Here is a 24,566-nt window from a genome sequence, read left to right as displayed (position 1 = left end):
TCAAGACCGGATAACCCAACGATGATCCGCACCCTCGTCAAAGCCAGCGGCCTGGTCGCCGGCCTGCTGCTGGCCGCCTCGGCCGCCGCCGCCCAACCGGCCGGGCGTCAGTTCACCGTGGCGGTCATTCCCGACACCCAGAACTACGTCGACTATACGCACCAGCGCGCCGCCGGCTTCCCCTTCGACGCGCGCGATCTGATGACCCAGCAGTTCCGCTTCGTCGCCGATCACTCCGCGTCGCGCGGCGGAGATATCGTTTTCGCCACCGCCGTGGGCGACATCTGGCAGCATCCGACCATCGCCATCGACCCGGACCACGCGGCGCGCGGTTTCCGCCCCCGCAGCCAGCCGGGCGCCCCCGGGCCGGAACGCTGGGCCGAGGGCGTGCGGACGGTGGAGGTTCCGGCCGCCCTTGACGCCTTCCGACAGATCGACGGCGCCCTACCCTTCTCGGTCGTTGCGGGCAATCACGACTATGACGCCCAGTGGTGGGAGGCGTCCTGGCCCGGCGACCCGACCGCCCCCCAAGGCGATCTGCGCCGCCTGGGCATGATCCATGTCGGCGGCCTGACGGAATGGTCGCGAGCGTTCGGCGACCAGTCCCCGTTCTTCAGGGGCCGAGCCTGGTATGTCGCCTCTCATGACGGCGGCGCCGACAGCGCCCAGATGTTCGAGGCCGTCGGCTATCGGTTCCTGCACATCGGATTGCAGTTCGCCCCCTCGGACGCCAGTCTGAAATGGGCCGAAGCCGTGATCCACGCCCATCCGGGCCTGCCGACCCTGATCACTACCCACGACTTTCTGGACAAGACCGGGGAACGTCGCGCCCACCCCGTGGTGGACATCCATGCCCTGGATCCGTTCGACAACGACGCCCAGGGCGTCTGGGACAAGCTGATCGCGCGCAATCCACAGATCTTCATGGTGCTGAGCGGGCATCACAACGGCCAGTCGTTCCGCATGGATCGCAACCGTCGCGGCGACGCCGTCTATCAGATCCTGTCCGATTTCCAGGACCGCAAACAGGTCGCCCTGGATGCCGGCATGGCTCCGGACAAGGCCCAGGCCCTGGGCGACGGCTGGCTGAGGCTGATGACCTTCGACATGGACGGCGAGACGCCGACGGTGCGCGTGCGTACCTATTCGACCCACTATCGCCGATACGCCTCGGACACGCCGCACTATGCCGACTGGTACAAGCCCAACGAACAGCCCCAGCTAAGCGACGCCGACTTCCTGGCGCGGGACGAGTTCACCATCCGGTTGGAGGATTTCCGGAGCCGGTTCGGCGTGGGGTCGATGCCGCGCTGAGGGTCATCCGTCAACGGACAAGCTTGTCACCAAATCGCCGCCGACCCGTTGTCATACTTAAGCCCGGGCGTCGTCGTCGCGTCGCGCCCGCCCCCTAAGTTCTGTTTCACAACGCCTGACGGGGGATACGATCATGGCCCAAGACCGACTGAAACTTCTGGCCAGCGTCGCCGGCGCGACGCTGGCTCTGGTTACGACAGCCCAGGCCCCGACGGCGCAGGCGCAGCAGACCGCCCCCGTCACGGATGTGGACGAGATCGTCGTCACCGCCCAGTTGCGCGAGCAGAAGGTCATCGAGGTTCCCTTCGCCCTGACCGCCTATTCGGGCCAGTTCCTGAAAGATCTGGGCGTTCAAGAGTTCGACCAGCTGTCGGCCTTCGTGCCCGGCTTCCTGGTGCAGAACCAGTCGCCGAACAATCCGGGCTTCGTGATGCGCGGCATCACCTCCGATTCGGGCGCCGCAACCGCCGAACCCCGCGTCTCGGTGTTCCAGGACGGGGTGTCGATCTCCAAGTCGCGCGGCTCCTATGTCGAATTGTTCGACTTGGCGCGCGTCGAAGTCGCCAAGGGGCCGCAATCGACCCTGTATGGCCGCGGCGCCCTGATCGGCGCGGTCAATCTGGTCCAGAACCGCGCCAATCCCGGCGAGACGGAAGCCTACGCCAATATCGAGACGGGCAGTGAAGACTACCGCATGGTCGAAGGCGCACTGAATCTGCCGGTCGGCGACACGGCCGGCCTGCGTCTGGCGACCCGACTGAAAACCCGCGGCGGTTCGGTCGAGAACCTGCGCGGCGGCGACGACTTCAACGCCATCGAGACCAAGGCCGTGCGTCTGTCAGGCGCCTGGGCTCCGTCGGACGCCCTGCGTTTCGATGTGATCGCCAACTATCAGAACGACCACGCCTCGGGCACGTCGTTCAAGTCGATCGCCTATGCGCCGGCCGACCCGGACACAGGCGCCGTCCTGGGCGGCAAGGCGCCCTGGAAGGGCGCGGCCCTGACGCGCGGCGGCGCTTTCGACGGGGGCAAGGACCTGGGCCTGAATCGCGAAGTCTGGGGCGTGACGGGTCTGGCCCGGATCGACCTGAACCCCGCTTGGGCCCTGAACTCGACCACCGCCTATCGGCAGTTCGACAACTATGAAACCTTCGACGCCGACGGCGTCTCACTGCCGATCCTTACGGCGGCGGAACAGACCCACGGCGAACAATGGAGCCAGGACCTGCGCCTGGGCTTCGACAACGGCGGCCGCCTGACCGGCTTCGTCGGCGCCGGCTGGTTCCACGAGGACGGCTATCAGCGCACCCCTGCCCAGTTCGACGAACGCCTGGTTCTGGCCCAACTGGCCGGCCTTCTGGACGGTTCGCCGACGACGACGGGCGACCACACCCTGCCCCTTGCCGCCTATCCGACCGTGGCGAGAGGCGCCATGGCCGCCTTGTTGACGCCGCTGGGCGCCGGCGCCTTGGCCACGTCGATCGCCGCCAATCTGGACCCGGCCCATATCGAGACCTCGACCAATCGGTCGGAACTGACCTCCTATGACGTCTTCGGCGACGTCACCTACGCCTTCACCGATCGGTTCGAGATGTCGGCGGGCCTGCGCTACACCCGCGACGACAAGACCACCGGCTACGCCAGCTCGGTGGAGCGCCGTTCGGCCTTGGGCGCGCTTCTGGGCGTCCAGACCGGCGCGGTTCCCGCCGCCCAGGTTCCGAGCTTCCTTGCGGCCCTGGCCAATCCGAACTTCGCCGTCTTGCCCGCCAACCTGTTCCCGTTGTTCGGCCTGACGGCGCAACCGACGGCCAACAACGGCGACTCCTCTTCATTCGACTCGCAAGACGACGGCGTGACCTGGCGCGTCACGGCCCGCTACGAACTGACCGACGCCGCCAATGTGTACGCCAACTACGCCCGTGGCCGTCGCCCGGAAGTCGTCAGCGCCTCGGGTCCGTCCGCCCCCGGCGGCGCGCCGCGCTTCAGCCCTGTCGCCGCCGAAACCGTGGACAGCTACGAGGTCGGCGCCAAGTCGGCCTTGCTCCACGGCCGTCTGCGCATCGACGGCGCGATCTTCCTGTACAACTACGAAAACTTCCAGACGACGATCCAGCAAGGCACGCAGTTCATCACGACGAACGCTGGCGAGGCCAAGTCCTATGGCTTCGAGGGTCAGGCGAACTTCGCCGTGGCCTCCACACTCGATCTGTTCGCCACCTATGCCTACAACCACTCGCGCTTCGAGAACGGCCTCTACGACGGCAATCATTTCCGCCTGTCGCCCGACCACGCCGTCTCGGTCGGCGCCACCTGGCGCCTGCCGACCACGGGCGGGGAGATCGAGGTCCAGCCGACCTACACCTGGCAATCGAAGGTGTTCTTCGACGATGACAACGACATCCCGGCCCTACAAACCCGGAACTTCGTCGCGGACCTGATTCAGGACGAGTATCAGGACGCCTATGGCCTGCTGAACCTGCGCGTCCGCTACGCGCCGCAAGCCGGAAACTGGGGCATCGAAGCCTTCGGCGAGAACATCCTGGACAAGAAGTACATCAAGGACGCCGGCAACACCGGCGACGCCCTGGGCATGCCGACCTTCATCGCCGGCCGACCCGCCACCTACGGCGTCGGCTTCTCCCTGCGCTACTGAGGATACGGCCATGAACTTGGATCGTCGCGGGCTTCTGGGCCTGCTGGGCGTGGGCGCGACCAGCGCCTGCGCCACCGTTCCCGCGGCCGGCCCGCGCGCCGTCACCTTTCGCCACGGCGTCGCCAGCGGCGATCCGGATCGGACGTCCGTGGTCTTCTGGACGCGCGTGACGCCGCTGGACGCCGCGCCGGGGGACATTCCCGTAACGCTGGAGGTCGCCCACGACGCCGACTTTCGGAGGATGGTGCGCCGGGTGGCGGGCCTTGCCGCGCGCGCCGACCGGGATTTCACCGTCAAACACGACCTGGGCGAGCGCGGACTGGAGCCGGGGCGCGAATATTTCTACCGCTTCGTGTCTCAGGGCGTGACCTCGCCGGTTGGTCGGACCCGAACCCTGCCCGACGGGCCGACCGCCGATGTGGTTTTGGCCGTCGCCTCGTGCCAGTTGTATCCGGGCGGCCTGTTCAACGCCTACGAAGCCATGGCGCGGTCGGAGCGGCTGGACGCCGTGATCCACCTGGGCGACTACATCTACGAATACGGAGCCGAGCCCGACGCCTACGGGATGGCGACGGGGGTGCGACTGAACCGCCTGCCCGATCCACCGCACGAGATCGTCAGCCTGGCCGACTATCGGACGCGCCACGCCCAGTACAAGACCGACCCCGACCTGCAGGCCGCCCACGCCCGCGCCCCCTTCATCTGCGTCTGGGACGATCACGAGGTGGCCAACGACACCTGGCGCGGCGGAGCCGAGAACCATCAGCCGGCGACCGAAGGCGACTTCGCCGTCCGCAAGGCGGCGGCCCTGCGCGCCTATTACGAATGGATGCCGATCCGCGAGCCAAAAGTCGGCGGGCTGAAGGAGGCGGGCAACCGCGCCTTCCACTTCGGCGACCTGGTTTCCCTGATCATGGTCGAGACCCGGCTTCTGGCCCGCAGCAAGCAGCTGACCTATGGCGAAATGCCGATGACGGCGGACGGACGGCCGGACATCGCCGCCTTCCAGGCACGGCTGAACGACCCTTCGCGCGAGATGCTGGGCGACGAGCAAAGGCAATGGCTGAGGCGCGAGCTGGCGGCGTCAAAGGCGGCGGGCCGCCCCTGGCAGGTGCTGGGCAACCAGGTGATCACCGCCCGGGTGCGCGGACCGAACATCGACCAGATGATGCCGGCCGATCAGGTGGAGAGCCTTCTGGCGGGTTTGCCCGAAGACGTCCGCGCCCAGGTGAGGGCCTCCATTCAGTTGTTCAAACTGGGCCTGCCGTTCAGCCTGGACAGTTGGGACGGCTATCCCGCCGCGCGCGAACGACTGTACGCCACCTTCCGCGAGGCGGGGGTTGAGCCCATCGTTCTGTCAGGCGACAGCCACGCTTTCTGGATCAACGAACTGCATGACGCCGCCGGACAACGCCGCGCCGTCGAACTGGGCGTATCGGCCATCTCCAGCCCGTCGCCGGGCGACATGATCGGCGGCTTGCCGCTGGGCCTGGCTCTGACGGCCGCCAACGCCGGAGAGGTGCGCTTCTGCGACCAGACGGCCAAAGGCTTCATCCGCCTGACCCTGACGCCCAGGACCGCAAAGGCGGAATTGGTGGCGATGTCGACCATTCAGGCCAAGCCGTTCGACGTGCGCAACGTGGCCCAGGTCGTGGTCGACCGTCAGCCGACCGGGTTGGGACCTCTCCAGCTCTCCTGACATCCGCCTGACCCACCGCAAGCCCCGACCGGCCTTGTGACAACGCTGTCATATGCTAGTTTTGAGCCGCGCACGGCGTACACGTCCGGCTGAAGACCGGCGGCTGCTGCGCGATGTCATCGGAACACATGGGAGGTTGGGGTGAAGAAGAGTTGGACGGCAGGCGCGGCGTTTCTGGCCCTTCTAGGGGCTGCGGGCGGCGGGGCGCAGGCGGACCCGGCGGTCAGCCCCGTGCAGATGAGCCAGGTCGGATTCGAAACCCAGGGCCCGAAGACGGCCACCGTGCCCGACACCTCCCCCCGTCCCCTGCCCTGGCGCATCACGGACACGGCCGGAAAGGTGGTGGCTCAGGGACAGTCGAAAGTCTTCGGCCCCGACGCCGCCTCGGGTCACAGCGTCCACATCGTCGACTTCCAGTCGCTCCAGACCGACGGCCAGAACTATCGGCTGACGGTCGGGAATCATGAGAGCCGGCCGTTCTCGATCCTTCAGCGGCCGCACGCCGCGCTGAAGTACGACGCCTTGGCCTATTTCTATCAGAACCGGGCCGGCGTGCCGATCCTGGCATCCCATGTCTCGCGCCCGGATCTGACGCGCGCCGCGGGCCACCCGCACGAGGTCGCGGCCTGTTTCTCGGGCGCCGATACGGCCGGCGTGATCTGGCCGGGCTGCGACTACACGCTGGACGTCACGGGTGGCTGGTACGATGCGGGCGACCACGGAAAATATGTGGTGAACGGCGGCGTCTCGGTCTGGATGCTGCTGAACGCCTATGAGCGGGCGGCGGCCTTGAAGAGCCCCGGCGCAGCCGCCTTCGCCGACGGCAAGGTCAACATCCCCGAGGCCGGCAACGGCGTGAACGACCTGCTGGACGAGGCCCGATACGAGATCGAATTCCTGCTGAAGATGCAGGTCCCGGACGGGGTGAAGCTGACGCTTCCTGTCGGGACGCAGACGCCGGGTCAGCCGCTGAACCTGGTCGAGGTCGACGCCGGCGGCATGGTCCACCACAAGGTGCACGACGCCCAGTGGACCGCGATACCTATGGCCCCCGCCGACGATCCGCAGCCCCGGCTTCTGTATCCGCCCAGCACCGCCGCGACCCTGAACCTGGCGGCGGTCGGCGCCCAGTGCGCCCGCATATGGCGCGAGATCGATCCCGCCTTCGCCCGCCAGTGTCTGACCGCATCGCAGCGCGCCTTCCGCGCCGCCCTGCGCAACCGCGATGTCCGCGCGGGCGAGCATTTCGCCGGCGGCGGCGCCTATGGCGATCAGGACTTCTCCGACGAGTTCTATTGGGCGACGGCCGAACTTCTGGCCACGACCGGCAACCCGGCCTATCTGACGGCGCTGAAAACCTCGCCCTATTTTCTGGGGGGGCCGCTGTCCGGAAAGAGCGCGACGGGCGATCCTGCCTGGGCGCGCACGGCGGCCCTGGGATCGCTGACACTGGCGACCGTGCCGGGCGCCCTGTCGCCGGGAGACCTCGTCACGGTTCGGGCCAATATCGTCGCGGCCGCCCGCTCCTATGTGCAGGAAGGCTATGGTCAGGGCTACGGCCTGCCTTTCGCCGGGACCGATTATGACTGGGGCTCCAACGGCGCCCTGATGAACCGCGCGGTGATCCTGGCCAGCGCCTTCGACTATACGGGCGACTGGAATTATCGGAACGCGGTGATCTGGGTCTTGGACTATCTGCTGGGGCGCAACCCGCTGGATCGGTCCTATGTCACCGGCTACGGCGACCGGCCGGTCTTGAACCCGCACCATCGCTTCTGGGCGCATCAGGCCGATCCGGCCTATCCCCTGGCGCCGGCCGGCGCCCTGTCGGGCGGGCCGAACAATCGCGCCATGTCGGACGACGTCGCCAAGAACCTGTCGGGCCGTTGCGCGCCTCAGACCTGCTGGGCCGACGACATCAACGCCTATGCGTTGAACGAGGTGGCGATCAACTGGAATGCGCCGCTGGTCTGGGTCGCCGCCTTCATCGACGACCGCTGACACGCCAAGGCCCGCCGCCCAGCGACGGCGGGCCTTCTGCCTGACTTAAGGGATGTCAGGCGCGGCCGGGACGCCTGAAGGGGCGACGGCGATCAAGGCGCAAGAGCCGCCGAGCGGGAGCAGAGACGCCGACGCCGACCGACCCGGGGTGGGAACGCAGCGACGGGCCGTCCGCATCGTCGTCGTCACGCCCCTGCAATTCGCCCCGCGCCCGGGCCTTCTTGCCATAGACCCCTTCGAACAGGGGCGAAGCCATCAGGGTGGTGACGATGGCCATCAGCACCAGGATGGAGAACAGCGCCGGGCCGATCACCCCGCGCTGCAGGCCGATATTGATGATGATCAGTTCCATCAGACCCCGCGCGTTCATCAGGGCGCCGATGCCCAGGGCCGTGGCGTTGTCCTGCCCCGTCAGGCGCGCGGCCGCCCAGCAGGCCCCGCCCTTGGCGATGACCGACGCCGCCAGAATGACCAGGGCGACGGCCACAAGGCCCAGGTTGTTGACCATGCTCAGCTGGGTATGCAGCCCCGAGAAGGTGAAAAACATCGGCAGCAGCACCAGAACGGCGAACGGCTCCAACTGACGTTTCAACTCGCGACCAAGAAGGCCCCGCGGCATGGCGACGCCCAGGATGAAGCCGCCGAACACGGCGTGGATGCCGACCACATCCATGGCCCAGGCGCTGAGCATGAACAGGACCAACACGACGCCCAGCAGGCCGGGCGACAGCCGCCCTTCCCGCTCGGCGATGCGCCCCAGGGGCGCCAGGAGCCTCGGGCCGACCGTCAGCATCAGAACGGCGAAGGCCCCGCCGCCGACGATGGCCCGAACAGCCACGGCCGGCCCGTCCCCGAAACTGGCCAGGACAATGGCCAGCACGCACCAGGCGCCGGCGTCGTCGATGGCCCCGGCCGCGAGCGACAGGGACCCCAGCTTGGTTCCGCTCAGCCCGCGCTCATGGATGATCCGGGCCAACATGGGAAAGGCGGTGATGGCAATGGCCGCGCCCGTGAACAGGATGGCCTGCCATGTCTGCACCCCCTGTCCGAACAAGCCCTGCGACACCAACCAGGGCGCGATGACCACAGCCGCCAGAAAGGGGGCGGCCATGCCGGCGATGGAGACCGACGCCGCGCTCGGGGCGTTGGCGCGGAAGTGATCGCGGCGGAACCCCAGCCCGACCAGGAACATGTACAGGCCCACGCCCAACTGGGCGCCGACGAACAGAATGCTTTTCGATTCAGCGGGAAACAGAGTGGACTGAAGACCTGGCGCCAACAGGCCGAACAGCGACGGTCCCAGGATGACCCCGGCGATCATCTCGCCCACCACCTGGGGCTGGCCCAGGTAGCGGTTGGCGACCCAGCCCACGATGCGGCAGGCGGCGATGATGACCGCCATTTGTAGAAAGAAGGTCACGCTCAGTTCGGCGGCGTTCACGGTTCCTCTCCCCCGAATTTCAGCCCTGTCATTGTCCGGTGGGACAGACGGCGTCGCCTTCGTTGGCGGCCAGGCGGATGTTCTCCACCGTGACGCCGAAAGCCTTGTCGGACTTCAGGCCCCAAGGCTGTTCGACCCCGGACATATCGGCCCCGGCGTCGCGCAGGCACGACAGCCGCACCTTGATTGTGCGCCACTCGCCCCGAGGCGCCGCGCTGAACAAGGAGGTCAGGTTCACATGACCACCACCAAGGGTCAGGTCCACACGACCGGCGGGCCGGACGTCAATGCGATAGCGGAAGGCGATGGCCATTTCGCCGTTGGCCTGGCGGGTCAGATTGACGGGCTGGGCCATGATCAGCGCCTCGCCGCCGGTCGGAGCAAAGGTCAGGGCACGGGCCGATTCCTGACCGGCGCCGTCGGTGGAGCGCACCGACACGCCGCCGCGGGGGCTGGCGCCCGTCACCTCGGCGCCAAGGCGCGTATCGCCACCCGCATCGCGCAGCATCAGCGACCAGGGCGCAATGAAACGACCGTCGACGAAATAGCGATCCAGACTGGCCCCCGCGCTTTCGACGCCGCTGTCCTCGGATAGAAGGCCGACACGGCCCCCGCGCGCATAGGTCAGGCCATAGCCATAGGCGAACTGCGGATCATAGCCCGGTTGGCCAACGTTCAGCGGCTCACCCTTCGCGGTCTTGGGCCAGCTGAAGGACAGGGTTCCGCTAAAGTCGTTGCGCGGCTTGCCGGCGGCATCGCCGATCAGGACGTCGGCCACGCCCCCGCCCTCGGTGCCCGGAAGCCAGGCGGCGACGAAGGCGTCCGAGGCGTTGATCTCGGGGTTGGTCCACATCGGGCGGCCCGACAGGAAGACCGAAACGGTCGGAACGCCCGCCGCCTTCAACCGCTTCAGCGTCTCAAGCGGTTCGGTCGGCAGGAAATCCAGCGTGTCCACATCGCCCTGGAACTCGGCATAGGGCGTTTCGCCGAAGACGACGATGGCGACGTCCGGCTTCTGGGTGAAGGAACCATCGGCGCTGAGCGTCGCCTGGCCGCCGCCAGCCGCCACCGCCTCTTGGATGCCGCCCCAGATCGATTGGCCATTGGGGAAGTCGGCGTTGGTGTTGCCCGTACCCTGCCATGTCAGGGTCCAGCCGCCCGAGGCCTGGCCGATGTCGTCGGCGTGGCCGGCGACCAGCACCCGCGCGCCGGCGCGGATCGGCAGGACCGATCCCTCGTTCTTCAACAGGACCAGCGACTTGCGAACCGCCTCGCGCGCCAGGGCGCGATGGGCGGGCGAGCCCAGCTCGCTCAGACGCCCCTCGACCGGGCGACTGTCGTTGAACAGGCCGGTCTTGACCTTGACCCGCAGGATGCGGCGCACGGCCTCGTCCAGACGCGCCATCGGGATCTCGCCCGACTTCACCTGGGCCAGAGTGCTTTCATAAAGCGGCTTCCAGCTGTCGGGGGCCATGAACATGTCGATTCCGGCGTTGAAGGCCAGGGCGCAGCTTTCGTTCGAACAGCCCGGCAGTTGACCGTGGGCGTTCCAGTCAGACACCACGAAACCCTTAAAGCCCAGCGGCCCGCGCAGCACGTCGGTCAGGATGGTCTCGTTGCCCGAATGCTTGACCCCGTTCCAGCTGGAGAAGCTGGCCATGATCGACAGGACGCCCGCGTCGATCGCCTGAGGATATCCAGACAGGTGGGTCTGGATCAGCGCCTGCTCGGTTCCAGCGAAGTCGCCCTGGTCTTTGCCGCCCGTGGTGCCGCCGTCGGCCAGGAAGTGTTTGGCCGAGCCCGCGATATGGCCGGGCGTCAAGGCATGGTTGGCCGACAGCGTCCCCTGAAGGCCCAGGGTCATCGGGGCGGCGTAGCTCTGGGCCACCTCGGGGTCCTCGGCATAGCCTTCGTAGGTCCGGCCCCAGCGGTCGTCACGCGGCACGGCCAGGGTGGGGCCGAAGGTCCAATCGGCGCCGGTCACAGCCACCTCCATGGCCGTGGCCTGACCGATGCGTCGGATCAGGTCCGGATCGCGCGCGGCGCCCAGGCCGATGTTGTGCGGGAAGATGGTGGCGCCGACGATGTTGTTGTGACCATGCACGGCGTCGATGCCGTAGATCAGCGGGATCCTGGCGCCAGGCCGTTCGGCGGCGGCTCGGCGGAAGGCGCGGGCCAGTTCCACCCACTTGTCGGCCGTCGCGCGCTCGTCCCCGCCGGGCGAGGAGTTGCCGCCCGCCAGGATGGAGCCTAGCGGATAGGTCAGCAGGTCTTCGGGCTTGATGGAGCCGATGTCGGCCTGGATCGTCTGGCCGACCTTCTCTTCCAGGGTCATACGGCCCATCAGTTGAGTGACGAAGGACTCTGTCGCCGCATCGGTCATAGCCGCCGGCGAGGCGGCCTGGGGCCACAGGGACGGATGGGCGCGCGCGGCGTCGGTGACGATGGAGGCCTGAGGCGTCACGGCCTGAACCGGTGGGGCGACGCCGCCCGCTGTCGCGGCGCAGGCGCCGGTCGCAAACAGGGTAAGCACCATTACGGAGGCGGCGTAACGCATGGTCGAGGCCCGATCACTTGAGGCCGTCGCGCCGGCCAAGAGCCATCCCCAGAGGCGCGCATTCAGGCCGAAACTGATGCTCCGACACGGGGCCGGAACACGGTCAGATTGATCGGATCATGACAGCGTTGTCAAGACGCGGGCGCGCGGTGGAATGACGCGCGATCAGGTCGTGCGCTACGATCACACGATCCGAGGCCGCCTCGCCCAACAGACGGCGCAAGGGCGGGATCAGGCGCTGGGACGCGGCGGCCGCCATTTCCGCCACGGGCTGGCGGATGGTGGTCAGGTCGGGCGTGCTGAACCCTGCGCCCGGCGAATCGTCGAAGCCGGCGATGGACAGCTCGTCGGGGATGGCCACGCCCCGCCGGGTCGCCGCCTGCATAACCCCCAGGGCCGTGTCGTCGTTGCTAGCGAAGACGGCGGTGATCTCCGGGCTGTCGTCCAGCAGTCGGTTGGCCGCCGCAGCGCCGGACCCGAAGGTGAAGTCGCCCTGCACAATCCAGCCGCCCTGCACCGGCAACCCCGCCGCCGACATGGCGTCATGATAGCCGGCCAGACGACGCCGACTGGCGCCGTAAGCGATGGGGCCGGTGACGAAGGCGATACGGCGGTGGCCCAGGGCGATCAGATGCTCGGTCATCTCGGCCGAGGCCCGCCGCTCGTCCATTTCGATGCAGAAACCGCGTTCGAAGGCCGCCTCCGGGCCGATCCGGGCATAGGGCGTATTGGCGGCCTCCAGCACGTCCATCACCTTGCCGTTGTCGGAGTTGGGCGGCGTCAGGATCACCCCTTCCGGGCGGATGGAGTTCAGCAGGGCCATCAGGTCCCGCTCCAGCACGGGCGAATTGTGGTCCACCAGTTCGACCATCAGATGATAGTCGGCCTGGCGCGCCTCCATCAGGGCGCCGAACTCCAGCCGACCTAGATAGTCGCTGCCCCGTCCGCTCTTCCAGTGTTCGATGGTCAGGTCGGCGTCCACCAGCACCGCGATCAGGGACGAAGAGGCGCCGGCGAGGCTGCGGGCCGACAGGCTGCGGCGATAGCCCAGGTCGGACGCGGCCGCCTCGACCTTGGCGCGCAGCGCGGGGCTGACGTTCGGCTCGTTGTTCAGGACGCGCGACACGGACTTGATGGACACGCCCGCTTTCGCGGCCACGTCATAGATCGTCACCGTCGCCAAATCCATCTCCCCTGAACGTTGCTCGACACACTTCTAGCATCCCCGGTCGAAAAGGCGATGCGGCGACCGCATCATAGAGTCAGGCTTGTCTATCGCTGTCATGCCGAAAAGCCGTCTGCTAGACAGGCGGCATGATGACCAGCATCGATCAAGGCCCGATCAGACGGGTCGTCATCCTCGGCGGCGGGACCGCAGGCTGGATGACCGCCGCCGCCCTGTCCTATCGTCTGGGCCACCGCGTGGCCGGAAGCCAGATCAACGTGGAGTTGGTCGAGTCCGACGAGATCGGCATCGTCGGCGTGGGCGAGGCCACCCTGCCCCACATCCGCGCCTTCAATACGGCCATGGGCATCGACGAACAGACGCTGACCGACCAGACACAGGCGACCTTCAAGCTGGGCATCCAGTTCGTGGACTGGGGGCGGCCCGGCGACAGCTACATCCATCCGTTCGGCGCCTATGGCGAGCCGATCGAAGGGATCGACTTCCATCACGTCTGGGCCGCCCGCCGCGCGATGGGCGACGCCGCCGACATCAGCGACTACAGCTATCCGGTCAGGGCGGCCGAGGCGAACCGCTTCCAGCGGCCGGTCGCCGCCCCCGGCTCGATGCTGTCCACCTTCAGCTACGCCTTCCAGTTCGACGCCAGCCTCTACGCCGCCTTCCTGCGCCAGGTATCGTGCGGGCGCGGCGTGGTCCGCACCGAGGGCAAGGTGGTCGATCACGTCCTGAACGGCCAGACCGGCGATGTCGACGCCATCGTCCTGGCCGACGGACGCCGGATCGAGGGCGATCTGTTCATCGACTGCTCGGGTTTTCGCGGACGGCTGATCACCCAGGCGCTGGAGACGAAGTTCGAGGACTGGAGCCATTGGCTGCCCTGCGACAGCGCCTTCGCCGTGCCGTGTCAAACCATCGCGCCCGTCGGACCCTATACCCGTGCGACCGCCCGCACCGCCGGCTGGCAATGGCGCATCCCGTTGCAGCACCGCACCGGCAACGGCCACGTCTTCTCCTCCGCCCACATCTCGGACGAGGACGCCCTGACGACGCTGATGTCCAACCTGGAAGGTCCGGCCCTGGCCGAGCCGCGCCGGCTGGGTTTCAAGACCGGGCGACGCCAAAGGCTTTGGAGCCGGAACGTCGTCGCGATCGGCCTGTCCGGCGGCTTCCTGGAGCCGCTGGAATCGACCAGCATCTATCTGATCCAGTTGGGGATCACGACCCTGCTGGACCTGTTTCCGGACAAGGTCGGGATGGCGGCGGACGCGGAAGAATACAATCGGATCATGGCCCTGGAGTTCGACCGGATCCGCGACTTCCTGGTCCTGCACTATGTCGCCAACCAGCGTGACGAGCCGTTCTGGCGGGCGATGCGGACCATGGCCTGGCCCGAAAGCCTGTCGGCCAAGGTCGAGGCCTTCATGTCGCGCGGCCTGCTGCCGGACTACGACATCGGCGTCTTCCTGCCGCCTAGCTGGCTCGCCGTGCTGGTCGGGCAGAACATCGTCCCGCACGGATGGGATCCGCGTGTCGATCGGCTGGACCCGCAAACCCTGTCCGCCAGGCTTGCACGCCTGCGCGACGAGGTCCGCGCGACCGTCGATCGCACGCCCGATCATATGAGCTTCATCCGAGACGCGGCGCAGCAGGCGGAGACTGTCCGATGAGCGAGACCGCAAATGCCTGGATCATCCGAGGCGGCGGCCTGGCGGCCTGGGCGGCCGCCGCCCTGCTGGCCCGCAACCTGCCATCGGGCCATTCGGTGCGGGTCGAAGACGCAACCCCGCCGGCGCTTGGCGAAGAGCCGGAGGTCGCGATCGCCGATCCCGACGGCGTGCTGGTTCAGTTGTCGGACGGCGCAGACCTGTTGGCGCAGGGGCACGGCGGCTTCTTCCTCGGCTCGCTGCTGCGAAACTGGCGCGCGGGGCAAGACATCGCGGTCGTGGAGCAGGAGCCTCTGCCCGGAATCGATGGGGTCGCGCTGGCGGACGTCGTGCTGCGCGCCGCGCGCCAGTCGCCCGTCGCCCCCGACTACGCCGCGCTTCTGGCGCCGTTGCAGTTCCAGGCGCGCGTGATGGCGGCCGGTCGTTACGCCCATCCCAGCCCGGACCGGCAGTCGCCCCGCTCCCTTCTTCGTCCCCGACTGATGCTCGACGCGCGTGTCCTGACGACGAGATTGCGAGAGATCGCCCTGCGCGCCGGCGTGCGGGAAGGGTCAGGCGACGCCCGTGAGGCCGAGCCCTTCATGACCGTGGACACGCGAGCGACAGGCGTCTTCAGCGGCGACGGCGACTGGACCGCGCGCCTTGGCTACGACCGCTGCCTGAGCGTGCGCTACGCCGGCGGCGATCATGCGCCGCGCCTGGATATGACTGAGCTGAAGGAAGGGCTGGCCACCCGCAGCCCCCTGCCCGGCGGCGGCTTCGCCAGCCTGGCCTATGCGGCGGATCGCACCACCGCTGAAAAGGCGAAGGAAGCGCTGACGGTCTGGTTGGGAGACGTCGACATCGTCGCCGTATCGGACATCGCCTTGGCCCCCGGTCTGGATACGCACCCCTGGATCGGCCGGCGTCTCGCCTTCGGTCCGGCAGCGGTGCGGTTTGGCGACGCCTTGGGCCTGGACAGCGACGCGCTGGAGCGACAACTGACACAGCTGATCGCATCGTTGCCGGATAGCCCTGAGCAGATTCCGGCCTGCGCCGAGACCTATAACCAGGCCGTGGTTCGCGACGTGACCCACCGCGCGGACCGGCTCCATCTGACCCTGTTGTACGGGCCCCAAGGCCAGCGATCGGCTCCGGCCGGCGAGAACTTGGCGCGTCGCATCGCCCAGTTCACGTCTCGCAACGGCGGCGTCGCCTTGGACGGCGATCCCTACGACGCCCAGCATTGGACGCTGCTGATGGCCGGCCTGGGCCTGACGCCGCGCCGTCACGACATCCAGGCCGACCGCTTGGACATCAAGTCCGCCACGGCTTCGCTGGGGCGAATGGTCATGGCCTTCGACCAGACCTTGGCCGCCCTGCCCTTACACTCCCAGGTCGTCGAACGGCTGCGCGCAGGCGGCTGATCCGGAACGAAAAAAGGGGCGTCGATCGGATCGACGCCCCAGGTCTTCGCTCAGAAAAGAAGTCTTAGAAGGTGTAGCGCAGGCTGAACGTCACGCGACGGTCGCTGCGGAAGTAGGACCGCGGCGCCAGCGGGCCCGTCTGGTTCACGCCGTTGACGTTGTAGGACGTCTGCTGCTGCGTCACCGTGACCTCGTCCAGCAGGTTCGCGCCGTACAGACCGATCTTCCAGTGGTCGTTCAGAGTGTAGAAGATCGAACCGTCAAGCTGACCCGTCGAGTCGTTGAAGATCGGCGAATACGGATTCACGTCGTCGCGCGGCGTCAGCAGGAAGCCGTTGCGCCAGTTGTAGGCCAGACGCGCCGACAGACGATCCTTCTCGTAGAAGACCGAGAAATTGTAGGTGTGGCGCGACAGCTGTTGCAGCGGCAATTCCAGACCCATATAGCGCGGCTCGGTCACGGCATTGGGGAAGGTCGAGGGCTCGACGAAGGTATAGTTGGCCTCGACACCGAGGCCGCTCCAAAGACCCGGCAGGAAGCTGTAGGTCTGCTGGTAGCCGATCTCGAAGCCCTTGATCCAGCCCGTGCCGATGTTGACCTGCTGATTGACCTGAACGTCGGCGGATGCGCCCTGGGCGTTGCTGAACTGCTGGACGGTCGAGCCACTGGCCAGGATGTCCGACAGGTCCTTGTAGAAGGCGTTGAAGGTCACGGAGCTGCCGGGCTTGAAGTACCATTCCACGCCCAGATCGTAGTTCCAGGCGCGGACGCCCGTCAGTTGCGAACCCCCGGTCCAGGTAGTCAGCAGCGGAGCGGTGTTGACGTCGCCGCCGTTGTCCCGGACTTGGTTCATGTCCGTATAGAACAGGGTGGCGGCGAAGGCTGTCACGCCAAAGTCCGGACGGGTCATGGCGCGCGACACGGCCCCACGGATCACCCATTCTTTGTATTTCAGATTGACGTTCAGGCTGGGCAGCCAGTCGTCATAGCTGTTGCTGCGCTCGACCTCTTGGAAGCTTCCGTCGCTGAAGGCGACCAGCTGATTCAAACGGTCGTTGGAGAGCAGGCAGTAGCTGGGCGCGGACTGGCCTGGCTGGATCGTGGAGCAACGGTAGCGTGCGACATCCGCTGCATTCGCCTGCGTAACCGGAATGTTCTGTCCCGGGAAACGCGGATCGTTGCCGTTCGCGTCGCCGAAGTTCTGGGCGACGTTAGGGCTTGAAACGAAGCCGCGCGTCTGGAAGTCGGTCTTGGCGTAGCGAACGCCCAGATTGCCGGTAATTGCGGTGTCGGGGCCGAAGATATCGTCCCAGCCGAAGTCGAACCGGACATAGGCCGAGGTCGTCTGTTCCGCCGAGTTGTTGATGTCGCCCGGCAGGAAGGGCGTGCCGGCGATGGCGTCTGGACGCTGATCCAGCGGCCGCCAGGTGGCGCCCGAGCTGCTGGCCGCCGCCAGCGCGGCCTGAAGCGTACCGTCGCGGTAGGCCGAGATCAGGTCGATCGTCGGATAATAGGCGTTCATCGGGGCCGGGTTGTGACCACGCTGGAAGTTCGGGAAGTCGTAGGCTTCCACGGCCAGGGGTCCGCTGGTCTGGAACGGCGTCACGCCGCCGGCCCAGCTTTCCGAAATGGCGCCCCAGTTGTAGGTCGTGTAGCGGCGCGTCTGCTCGCGGTCCGAATAGCGGGCGCCCATGCGGATGGCGCGCAGCGGCGAGTTGTCGAAGTCGTATTTGACGTCGGCCTTAAACGCCTTCTGGTCGCCGTCGGACTGTTCGATGTGATCCATCGCGGCGCGGTAATAGAAGTTCGCCGGATCGTTCGTGCGCGCTGAGGGCTGGCCCGAGGAATCGACGAACTGGATGTCCGGCACGCCGTGGCGGCCTTCGCCGATCAGGGTGTAGAGCGGCGTGATGGCGCCATAGACGCTCATGTCCAGATCGTCGGCGGTGGCCTTGCTGTATTGCGCATCCAGCCAGATCGACAGGCGATCGGTCGGATGGAATTCGGCGGCCAGGGAGAAGTCTTCGGTCAGGGTCTGCAGATCGCGCTGACGCTTGGGCAGGACCTGCAGGTTCGGCGCATTGTTGACCAAGAGGCCGCTGGTGAAGACGCCGTTGGAATCATAGGTGAACGACTGGCCCGGCAAGGGCGTCGGATTGCCGCCGCTGCCCAGGTCCACTTCGACCACCCGTTCGCCCCAGGCCGAGGTCGAGTCGGCGCGGATGTATTCGCCCGTCAGCTTGGCGCGACCGTCGGTCGATTCCCACTGCAGCGAACCGTCCAGGGTCGAGCGCGAACGGTCGAACTGCTGGGTCCGCACCGCGCCGCCGCGCGGGACGTAGCGGCGATCATTGCCGTTCGACAGGTCGGACCGATAGGTGAAGTCCGTCAGGTGAGTGCCGTAAGCCTCGGAATAAAGGTCGGATTCGCCATAGCTCAGCAGGGCGCCGAACGAACCGTACTGGGTGTCCCAGACGTTGCTGACCAGGGCCGAATAGCCCAGACCCGCCTTTTCGCGCAGGTCGCCATAGGACCCTTCCGCCGTCGCGCCGAAGACGAACTTGCGGCTGTCGAAGGGCTTGCGCGTGCGCAGATCGACCACGCCGGCGATGCCGCCTTCGATCCGGTCGGCGGTCGCATTCTTGAACACCTGGACGCTGGACAGCAGCTCGGGCGACACGTCGTTGAAACCCAGGGCGCGGCCGGTGTTCACGCTGAAGGCGTCGCGGCCGTTGAACTCCGAGCGGACGTAGCTCAGGCCGCGGATGATGACGTTGGAGCCTTCGACCGAGAAGTGGTCGGGGTCCGTCGGGCCCTGGAAGCGGTTGATGTTCACGCCGGGGATGCGTTGAAGCACCTCGTTGACCGACTTGTCCGGCAGGGCGCCGATGTCGTCGGCCGTGACGGCGTCCACGAATGTGTCCGCGTTGCGCTTGATGTTCTGGGACGAGGCGATCCGGGCGCGGATGCCGGTGACGACGATGTCGTCCACCTGGGTCGCGCCGTCGGCGGCGGGCTCGGCCGTCTGGGGCGCTGGCGTCTGGGGCGCGGCGGTGGTTTGGGCGTGGGCGGCCCCCGCCCCCGCCACGGCGACCGTCAAGGCCAGGGCGGAAACGGAACGGCGCAGGCCACGACCCATCACGGGCGCATGCACGGTATGGAACATCTCTGACTTCACTTTAGGTCCCCCCGAGGACGACGGTGCGGGCCGTCGCAATGTTATCGGCAGTCTTGTCGACTGTCCGTGTCAGCGTATGGACAACCGATTGACAGCGATGTCAATCCATATTTCGATCGGGGACCGAGTGCAGCTGTCTGGGTTCCGTCCACCGCAGGTTCGCCTGGGACGGGCACAAACGACCACATCGGGCTTCAGCCGGTCCCGCCATACGGGCGGACCTAACCCCTGCGGACGCCCATGGCGGCCGTCAGGGCTTCTTCATGAGAGGGCAACGCATCGGCTGTGCGCCAGATGCTGTCGCGAATGGCCGCCAGCCGCCCCCTGTTCTCGTCCCGCCCCAGAACATCCGACACGGGGTGACGACCCGTGGGCTTCACCCCCTGCCCCACGGCGACCGCCAGCCAACTGCTCTCGGCGAAGATGTCGTGATCGCGCCGGACGATTCGCCCCGTCGCCTGGAACAGGGCGATCTTCTCGACCAGACGATCCGGCACGGTCATGGTTCTGACCTCATCCCAGAAGGTCGTGCCCGCCCGCTCCGTCACCTTGTAGTGCAGGATCAGGAAGTCTCGCACCGTTGTGAATTCCTCTTCCATCAGGGCGTTGAATGTCGCCCTCAGGCCATCGTCGTCGCGCTTGGCCGGGAACAGGTTGATCAGCTTGGTGATGGCGCTCTGGATCAGGTGGATGCTGGTCGATTCCAGCGGTTCAAGAAAGCCGCTGGACAGGCCCACGGCGACGCAGTTCCGCTTCCAGCATTCGCGCCGACGTCCGGTCTTGAACCGTAGCCGCCGCGGTTCCGCCAGGGCCGGCCCTTCCAGTCGCGCCATCAGCGCCGCCTCGGCCGCATCGTGGGAAATGTGATCCGACGCATAGACATAGCCGTTGCCGACCCGGTGCTGCAGCGGAATGCGCCATTGCCAGCCGGCCTCTCGCGCGGTCGCGCGCGTATAGGGCGACAGCGGCCCGGCCCGTTCGCACGGCACGGCGACAGCGCTGTCGCAAGGGAGCCAACGAGACCAGTCCTCATAGCCGGCCTCCAGCGTCCGTTCGATCAACAGGCCGATGAAGCCGGTGCAGTCGATGAAGAAGTCGCCCTCGATCGTTCGTCCGTCGTCCAGAGTCAGGCCGGACAGATCGCCGTCCTCGCCGCGCCGGACCTCGACCACCTTGCCCTCGTGGCGAACGACGCCCTGCCCTTCGGCGAAGCGGCGCAGGAAAGCGGCGTAAAGACCCGCATCGAAATGATAGGCGTAGCCCAGGCTGGACAGGGGCGACTGCGGCCCGCCCTGCGGATGGGCGAACCGGCCCCGGCGCGCCGCTTGCCAGGCCATGGAATAGGTCTCCAGAGGCTCGTCGCCACCCTCGGCGCGAGCCTTGAGCCAGAAGTGGTGGAAGGCGATGCCCTCCATGTCCAGGCCGAAGGCGCCGAAGGGGTGGAAGTACCGCTCCCCCTCGCGCCGCCAACCGTCGAACTCGATGCCTAGTTTGAAGGTGGCCTTGGTCTCACGGAGAAAATCGGCCTCGTCGATGCCGAGGCGGGCGTTGAACTTCAGGATTTCCGGAATCGTCGCCTCGCCCACCCCGATGATGCCGATGACTGCCGATTCCACCAGGGTGACGGTCTTGCCCGAGCCGTTGAAGGTGTGGGCCAGGGCGGCCGCAGCCATCCAGCCGGCCGTTCCGCCACCGACGATGACGATGCGGTCTATAGGCTTCGAGGGGGCGTCCACGGCGGCGATCTCCAATCCAGCGGACCGCCGAACAGCACAGTCCGACGCCCGCCCTAGCGGCTAAGCGTCGGGCTGTCGATGCGGCGCGGCGGTCAGGCCGGCGCCCGAACGTCGCCCGTGCGCTTGAGCTTGCCCCAGGTCTGACCAAGGCCCGACAGCGCCCGTTCCAGCGCCCGCCACACCACCACATACATGATCTGGCGATAGACGAACCGCTGGGTCGGCAGCAGCCACAGATCGCCGCGCTTCTCCTTGTCGAAGCCGAAGGCGATCCAGCCCGCGCCCAGCTCTAGCACCGTAAAGGCCACATAGACGGCCAGGGTGAACCACAGCGTCGGATTGGGCGTCGCTTCGATGTCCGAATGCTGCAACGTCGCCAACCATGACAGCAGCTGGATCACGATGGCGGCAGCCAGTTGCAGGTCGATCAGGGGCGCCAGCACCTGCCCCATGATCTGGAACAGCCACAGACTGGGCAGGGCCAGGCCGCCGAACCAGCCATGCCGGAAGGTCGAGCGCCGATGCTTCCACAGGCATTGCAGGGTGCCGAAGCTCCAGCGGAAACGTTGTTTCAGCAGGCCGCCCAACGATGACGGCGCCTCGGTGAAGGCCAGGGCCTTGGGTTCGTTGGCGATGACCCACCCCGCCTCCCGCACCCGCCACGTCAGGTCCATGTCTTCCGCCAAGGTGTCCGAGCGATAGCCGCCCAGCGTCTTCAGTGCTTCCGTGCGCCAGGCGCCGATGGCCCCCGGCACGACGGTGACGGCGTTCAACAGGGCCAGCGCCCGCCGGTCGATATTCTGGCTGGTGATGTATTCGATCGACTGCCAGCGCGTGACCAGGTTTCTGCGGTTGCCGACCTTCACATTGCCGGCGACGGCGCCGACCTTGGGATCGACGAACCAGGCGGCCAGCCGGGCCAGGGCGTCCCCAGACAGCTGGGTGTCGGCGTCCACGCCCACGACCAGGGGGGCTGTGGCGTCCTGCAGCGCCAGGTTCAGGGCCGAGGCCTTGCCGCCGTTCGGCTTGCGCTGCAGACGCACGCGGGAGTCGTCGCCGAACGCCGCCTCGACCACTTCATAGGTGCCGTCGGTTGAACCGTCATCGACCACCAGGACGCCGACCTCCACCCCGCGGCTGGCCAGCAGGCTGTCGATGGTCCGGACAATCACGGTCGCTTCATTATAGGCGGCGACCAGAACATCGACACGCGGCGCGGGCGTCGATGGATCGGCCTTGGGCGCATGACGCCGCCGACGGGACGCCAGCAGCATCATCAGGACGATCCGCGCCAACCCCAGGGCGATGGCCAGGTTGAATCCGACGAACAGCACCATCCCGACCATGTGCGAAAAGCCGAAGGCCGCCGAATCCGCAGCGATCAGCGACCGTTCGGCCGCCGGCAGCGCGGGCATCGTCTGATCGGGCGTGCGGCCGACCAGGCCGCCGATGGTCGTCAACCGATAGCCGCGTGCGCGCAGACCATCGATAATGGCCGGCAGCGCCTTCACCGTCGCCGAGCGATCGCCGCCAGCATCGTGCAGCAGGACGGCGTGGCCGGCGTCCGCCTGCGCCAGGACATTGGCCACGATCTCGTCCGGGCGCAGGCGATGCGTGCCGCCGCCGGGGCTGGGCCGGTCCAGGTTCCAGTCATTTGGGTCGATGGACTCGCCCGCCGTGGTGTAGCCCAGCTTGGACGCCACCGCGATCGGCAGGATTTCGCCATAGGTCTGGGGTTCGGAATCGGCGTTGTAGGGTGGGCGGAACAGGGTGACTTGGCGACCCAGGATGCTTTCCAAGGCGCGGTCCGCCGCCGTCAGCTCCAGACGCACCCGCTCCTCGTCCACATGGGCCATGTTGGGATGGGTGAAGGAGTGGTTGCCGATCTCGTGCCCCTCGTCCCGCACACGGCGAACCAGGGCGGGGTTGGACGCCGCCGCGCCGCCGATCATGAAGAAGGTCGCCTTGACGCCCTTGGCCTTCAGCACGTCCAGAATCTGCGGCGTCCATTCCGGGTCCGGCCCGTCGTCGAAGGTCAGGGCCAGGGTCTTGTCTGGCGCGCCCGTGCGCCGCACCGTCCAGGCCGAGGGCCAGCGCGTCCAGACCGCGTCCGTCACCAGGCCGCTGACCGGATCGACGGCGATGCGCCGTTCACCCGGGTGGGGGGAATCGATGACGTTCAGCAGTTCGCCTTGGCCAGTGAAGGCGATCTGCTGGGTCAGGACGACATGCTGCAAGGCCGCGATCTGCCGGATCGCCGGCTGGGCTTTACGGCCGAAGACCGTCCAACTGGTAGGATCCTCCTCGCCCAGCGCCCATAGGGAGGCGCCGCGCAAGCCTCGTCCCCGGCTCATGGTCATGGCGTTGGCGACCGAGGTGGCGTCCTGCAACCACACTTCGTGCGCCCGACCTTGGTCGTCGGTGTAGCTGAAGGTCGATTGAAGAGCGGTCGGATCGAAGTCCATCACCTTGGCCGGATCATCCTCGGGACGATAACCGCGCGCCGCCGTCAGGGCCGCCGTCGTCGTCAGCGAATCGGCCGGGCCGCCATCCTCGCGCCAGTCATAGGCATAGACGCCGATGCCCAGGATAAGCTTGTTCGCCGGAACCAGGCGGGTGAAACGCTCGATCGCCTTGTTCACGAACAGGGCCGAAGAGATCGGTCCCGGCCGGCTGTCCTCGCCATGCTCGTCATAGGCCATGATCGCGGCGTAATCGACCACGCCGGACAGGGCGCGGATGTCGGCGTCGCTCAGGCTGACTTCCAGCGCGACTGACAGCTCCTTGCCCTGCGCGTTGAGGCGCTGGCGCAGTTGGGCCATCCAAGGCGCGACCCGCGCGATCTGCTCGGGCGTCATCTGTTCGAAGTCGATCTGCAGACCGGCGAAGTTGTTGACGGTGACGAAGTCGATAAGTCGATCCATCACATGCTGGGCGTTTCCCGGCGCCAGCATCCGATCGATGCGGCCGGCGTCGAACCGGCCCTCGGTCGCATTGCCGACCACCGGAACGATCTTGACCCCATGCGCCCGTGCGGCGGCCACCATAGGCCGGGTCGTGGGGCTGCGGGTCGGATCCCAGTCGGTCGTCAGGATGTCGGCGCCGTCATCCCGCAGCTCGACCCAGGTCGGATAGACGTGGGTCAGGTCTCCGGCGTGCCGGGTGAAGGAATCCACCGCCCCGTCCTCCCAGGGCGCGAACCAAGCCCCCGCGATGATCGACTGGCCCGGCGTCGCCGGCGGATGCGGCGCGTGGCGGTTCTGGCGGTCGATGTAGCGCAACAGGGCGCGTTCGACGCCGTGGGTCCGGTGCGCGATGTTCGCCGCAGGATTGGGCGCCACCGACAGGCCGGACAACCGAGGCAAGACCATCAGACTGGCGATGAAGCCCGTCAGCACCACAGCGGCGATCATCGCCGCCACCAGCGCCGCCAACCGCAACCGCCGCGCCCGCCGCCCACTCGCATCCAGGAACACCGACCGGCCTTCGCCGTGATGCTTAAACCCGCCAGACGTCATTTTTACTCAGCCCCGTCGCGGCTCATCCCGCGTCAATCCGCCGCATATTGCGCAAGAACGGCGGGATGTGGGCGAAGGCCGACTGGCTGAAAGGATTGAATCCGCAGCCTGATGGGACAGCTGTAATCCGCATGGCTTTCATCTGTCTTACCTCCCTGCTTTTGTCCCAATCCGACGCACTTCCGCCAGCCTACCGTCACGTCCTGACGCAGT

12 protein-coding genes are annotated in these 24,566 nt (G+C 67.2%); 6 read left to right on the top strand and 6 right to left on the bottom strand.

Annotated elements, in window-relative coordinates; genetic code table 11:
* Positions 1–21: 21 nt before the first annotated feature.
* From QE389_RS02370 to QE389_RS02355, 4 genes are all read left to right on the top strand, one after another.
* The gene (locus QE389_RS02370) at positions 22–1,314 is read left to right on the top strand and encodes a serine/threonine protein phosphatase (protein ID WP_307364299.1); all 1,293 of its coding nucleotides are present in this window, start codon (positions 22–24) and stop codon (positions 1,312–1,314) included.
* A gap of 133 nt (positions 1,315–1,447) precedes the next feature.
* The gene (locus tag QE389_RS02365) at positions 1,448–3,967 is read left to right on the top strand and encodes a TonB-dependent receptor (RefSeq protein WP_307364297.1); all 2,520 of its coding nucleotides are present in this window, start codon (positions 1,448–1,450) and stop codon (positions 3,965–3,967) included.
* Between the two features lie 10 nt (positions 3,968–3,977).
* Positions 3,978–5,666, top strand: coding sequence for an alkaline phosphatase (locus tag QE389_RS02360; protein ID WP_307364293.1), 1,689 nt, complete (start codon positions 3,978–3,980; stop codon positions 5,664–5,666).
* A gap of 141 nt (positions 5,667–5,807) precedes the next feature.
* Positions 5,808–7,667 (top strand): glycoside hydrolase family 9 protein, encoded by a 1,860-nt coding sequence (locus QE389_RS02355; protein ID WP_307364291.1) that lies wholly within the window; start codon positions 5,808–5,810, stop codon positions 7,665–7,667.
* A gap of 55 nt (positions 7,668–7,722) precedes the next feature.
* Here the strand turns inward: QE389_RS02355 and QE389_RS02350 are convergent, their stop codons facing one another.
* The 3 genes from QE389_RS02350 to QE389_RS02340 all read right to left on the bottom strand — a co-directional run bounded on the left by QE389_RS02350 (position 7,723) and on the right by QE389_RS02340 (position 12,839).
* On the bottom strand, positions 7,723–9,108 hold the full coding sequence (locus tag QE389_RS02350; protein ID WP_373458284.1) for a cation:proton antiporter: 1,386 nt from the start codon (positions 9,106–9,108) through the stop codon (positions 7,723–7,725).
* A gap of 28 nt (positions 9,109–9,136) precedes the next feature.
* Positions 9,137–11,665 (bottom strand): exo 1,3/1,4-beta-D-glucan glucohydrolase, encoded by a 2,529-nt coding sequence (locus QE389_RS02345; protein ID WP_307364289.1) that lies wholly within the window; start codon positions 11,663–11,665, stop codon positions 9,137–9,139.
* A 103-nt stretch (positions 11,666–11,768) separates the two neighbouring features.
* On the bottom strand, positions 11,769–12,839 hold the full coding sequence (locus QE389_RS02340; RefSeq protein ID WP_307364286.1) for a LacI family DNA-binding transcriptional regulator: 1,071 nt from the start codon (positions 12,837–12,839) through the stop codon (positions 11,769–11,771).
* 143 nt (positions 12,840–12,982) lie between these two features.
* Here QE389_RS02340 and QE389_RS02335 point away from each other — a divergent pair, with 143 nt between their 5' ends.
* Together QE389_RS02335 and QE389_RS02330 are read left to right on the top strand one after the other, a co-directional pair.
* Positions 12,983–14,518, top strand: a complete 1,536-nt coding sequence (locus QE389_RS02335; RefSeq protein ID WP_307364283.1) for a tryptophan halogenase family protein — start codon at positions 12,983–12,985, stop codon at positions 14,516–14,518.
* Complete coding sequence (locus QE389_RS02330; protein ID WP_307364282.1) at positions 14,515–15,921, top strand: tryptophan 7-halogenase; 1,407 nt, start codon at positions 14,515–14,517, stop codon at positions 15,919–15,921. Before QE389_RS02335 ends, QE389_RS02330 begins: the two co-directional genes overlap by 4 nt.
* A 64-nt stretch (positions 15,922–15,985) precedes the next feature.
* Here the strand turns inward: QE389_RS02330 and QE389_RS02325 are convergent, their stop codons facing one another.
* The 3 genes from QE389_RS02325 to QE389_RS02315 all read right to left on the bottom strand — a co-directional run bounded on the left by QE389_RS02325 (position 15,986) and on the right by QE389_RS02315 (position 24,353).
* Positions 15,986–19,087, bottom strand: a complete 3,102-nt coding sequence (locus tag QE389_RS02325) for a TonB-dependent receptor (protein WP_307364280.1) — start codon at positions 19,085–19,087, stop codon at positions 15,986–15,988.
* Between the two features lie 233 nt (positions 19,088–19,320).
* Positions 19,321–20,835 (bottom strand): tryptophan halogenase family protein, encoded by a 1,515-nt coding sequence (locus tag QE389_RS02320; protein ID WP_307364277.1) that lies wholly within the window; start codon positions 20,833–20,835, stop codon positions 19,321–19,323.
* Between the two features lie 92 nt (positions 20,836–20,927).
* Positions 20,928–24,353 carry a polysaccharide deacetylase family protein gene (locus tag QE389_RS02315; RefSeq protein ID WP_307364275.1) on the bottom strand — a complete coding sequence of 1,142 codons (3,426 nt, stop codon included), beginning with the start codon at positions 24,351–24,353 and terminating at the stop codon, positions 20,928–20,930.
* Between the last annotated feature and the right edge of the window lie 213 nt (positions 24,354–24,566).

It is taken from the genome of Brevundimonas sp. SORGH_AS_0993, assembly GCF_030818545.1.
In the GTDB taxonomy this organism is placed as follows: Bacteria; Pseudomonadota; Alphaproteobacteria; order Caulobacterales; family Caulobacteraceae; genus Brevundimonas.
This window is presented reverse-complemented; position numbering and strand designations above follow the sequence as displayed.

What these genes read in the sequence shown, in the direction of transcription:
- QE389_RS02370 (WP_307364299.1), top strand. Translation starts at nt 22, where the DNA reads ATGATCCGCACCCTCGTCAAAGCCAGCGGCCTGGTCGCCGGCCTGCTG.
- QE389_RS02365 (WP_307364297.1), top strand. Translation starts at nt 1,448, where the DNA reads ATGGCCCAAGACCGACTGAAACTTCTGGCCAGCGTCGCCGGCGCGACG.
- QE389_RS02360 (WP_307364293.1), top strand. Translation starts at nt 3,978, where the DNA reads ATGAACTTGGATCGTCGCGGGCTTCTGGGCCTGCTGGGCGTGGGCGCG.
- QE389_RS02345 (WP_307364289.1), bottom strand. Translation starts at nt 11,665, where the DNA reads ATGCGTTACGCCGCCTCCGTAATGGTGCTTACCCTGTTTGCGACCGGC.
- QE389_RS02335 (WP_307364283.1), top strand. Translation starts at nt 12,983, where the DNA reads ATGACCAGCATCGATCAAGGCCCGATCAGACGGGTCGTCATCCTCGGC.
- QE389_RS02330 (WP_307364282.1), top strand. Translation starts at nt 14,515, where the DNA reads ATGAGCGAGACCGCAAATGCCTGGATCATCCGAGGCGGCGGCCTGGCG.
- QE389_RS02325 (WP_307364280.1), bottom strand. Translation starts at nt 19,087, where the DNA reads ATGTTCCATACCGTGCATGCGCCCGTGATGGGTCGTGGCCTGCGCCGT.
- QE389_RS02315 (WP_307364275.1), bottom strand. Translation starts at nt 24,353, where the DNA reads ATGACGTCTGGCGGGTTTAAGCATCACGGCGAAGGCCGGTCGGTGTTC.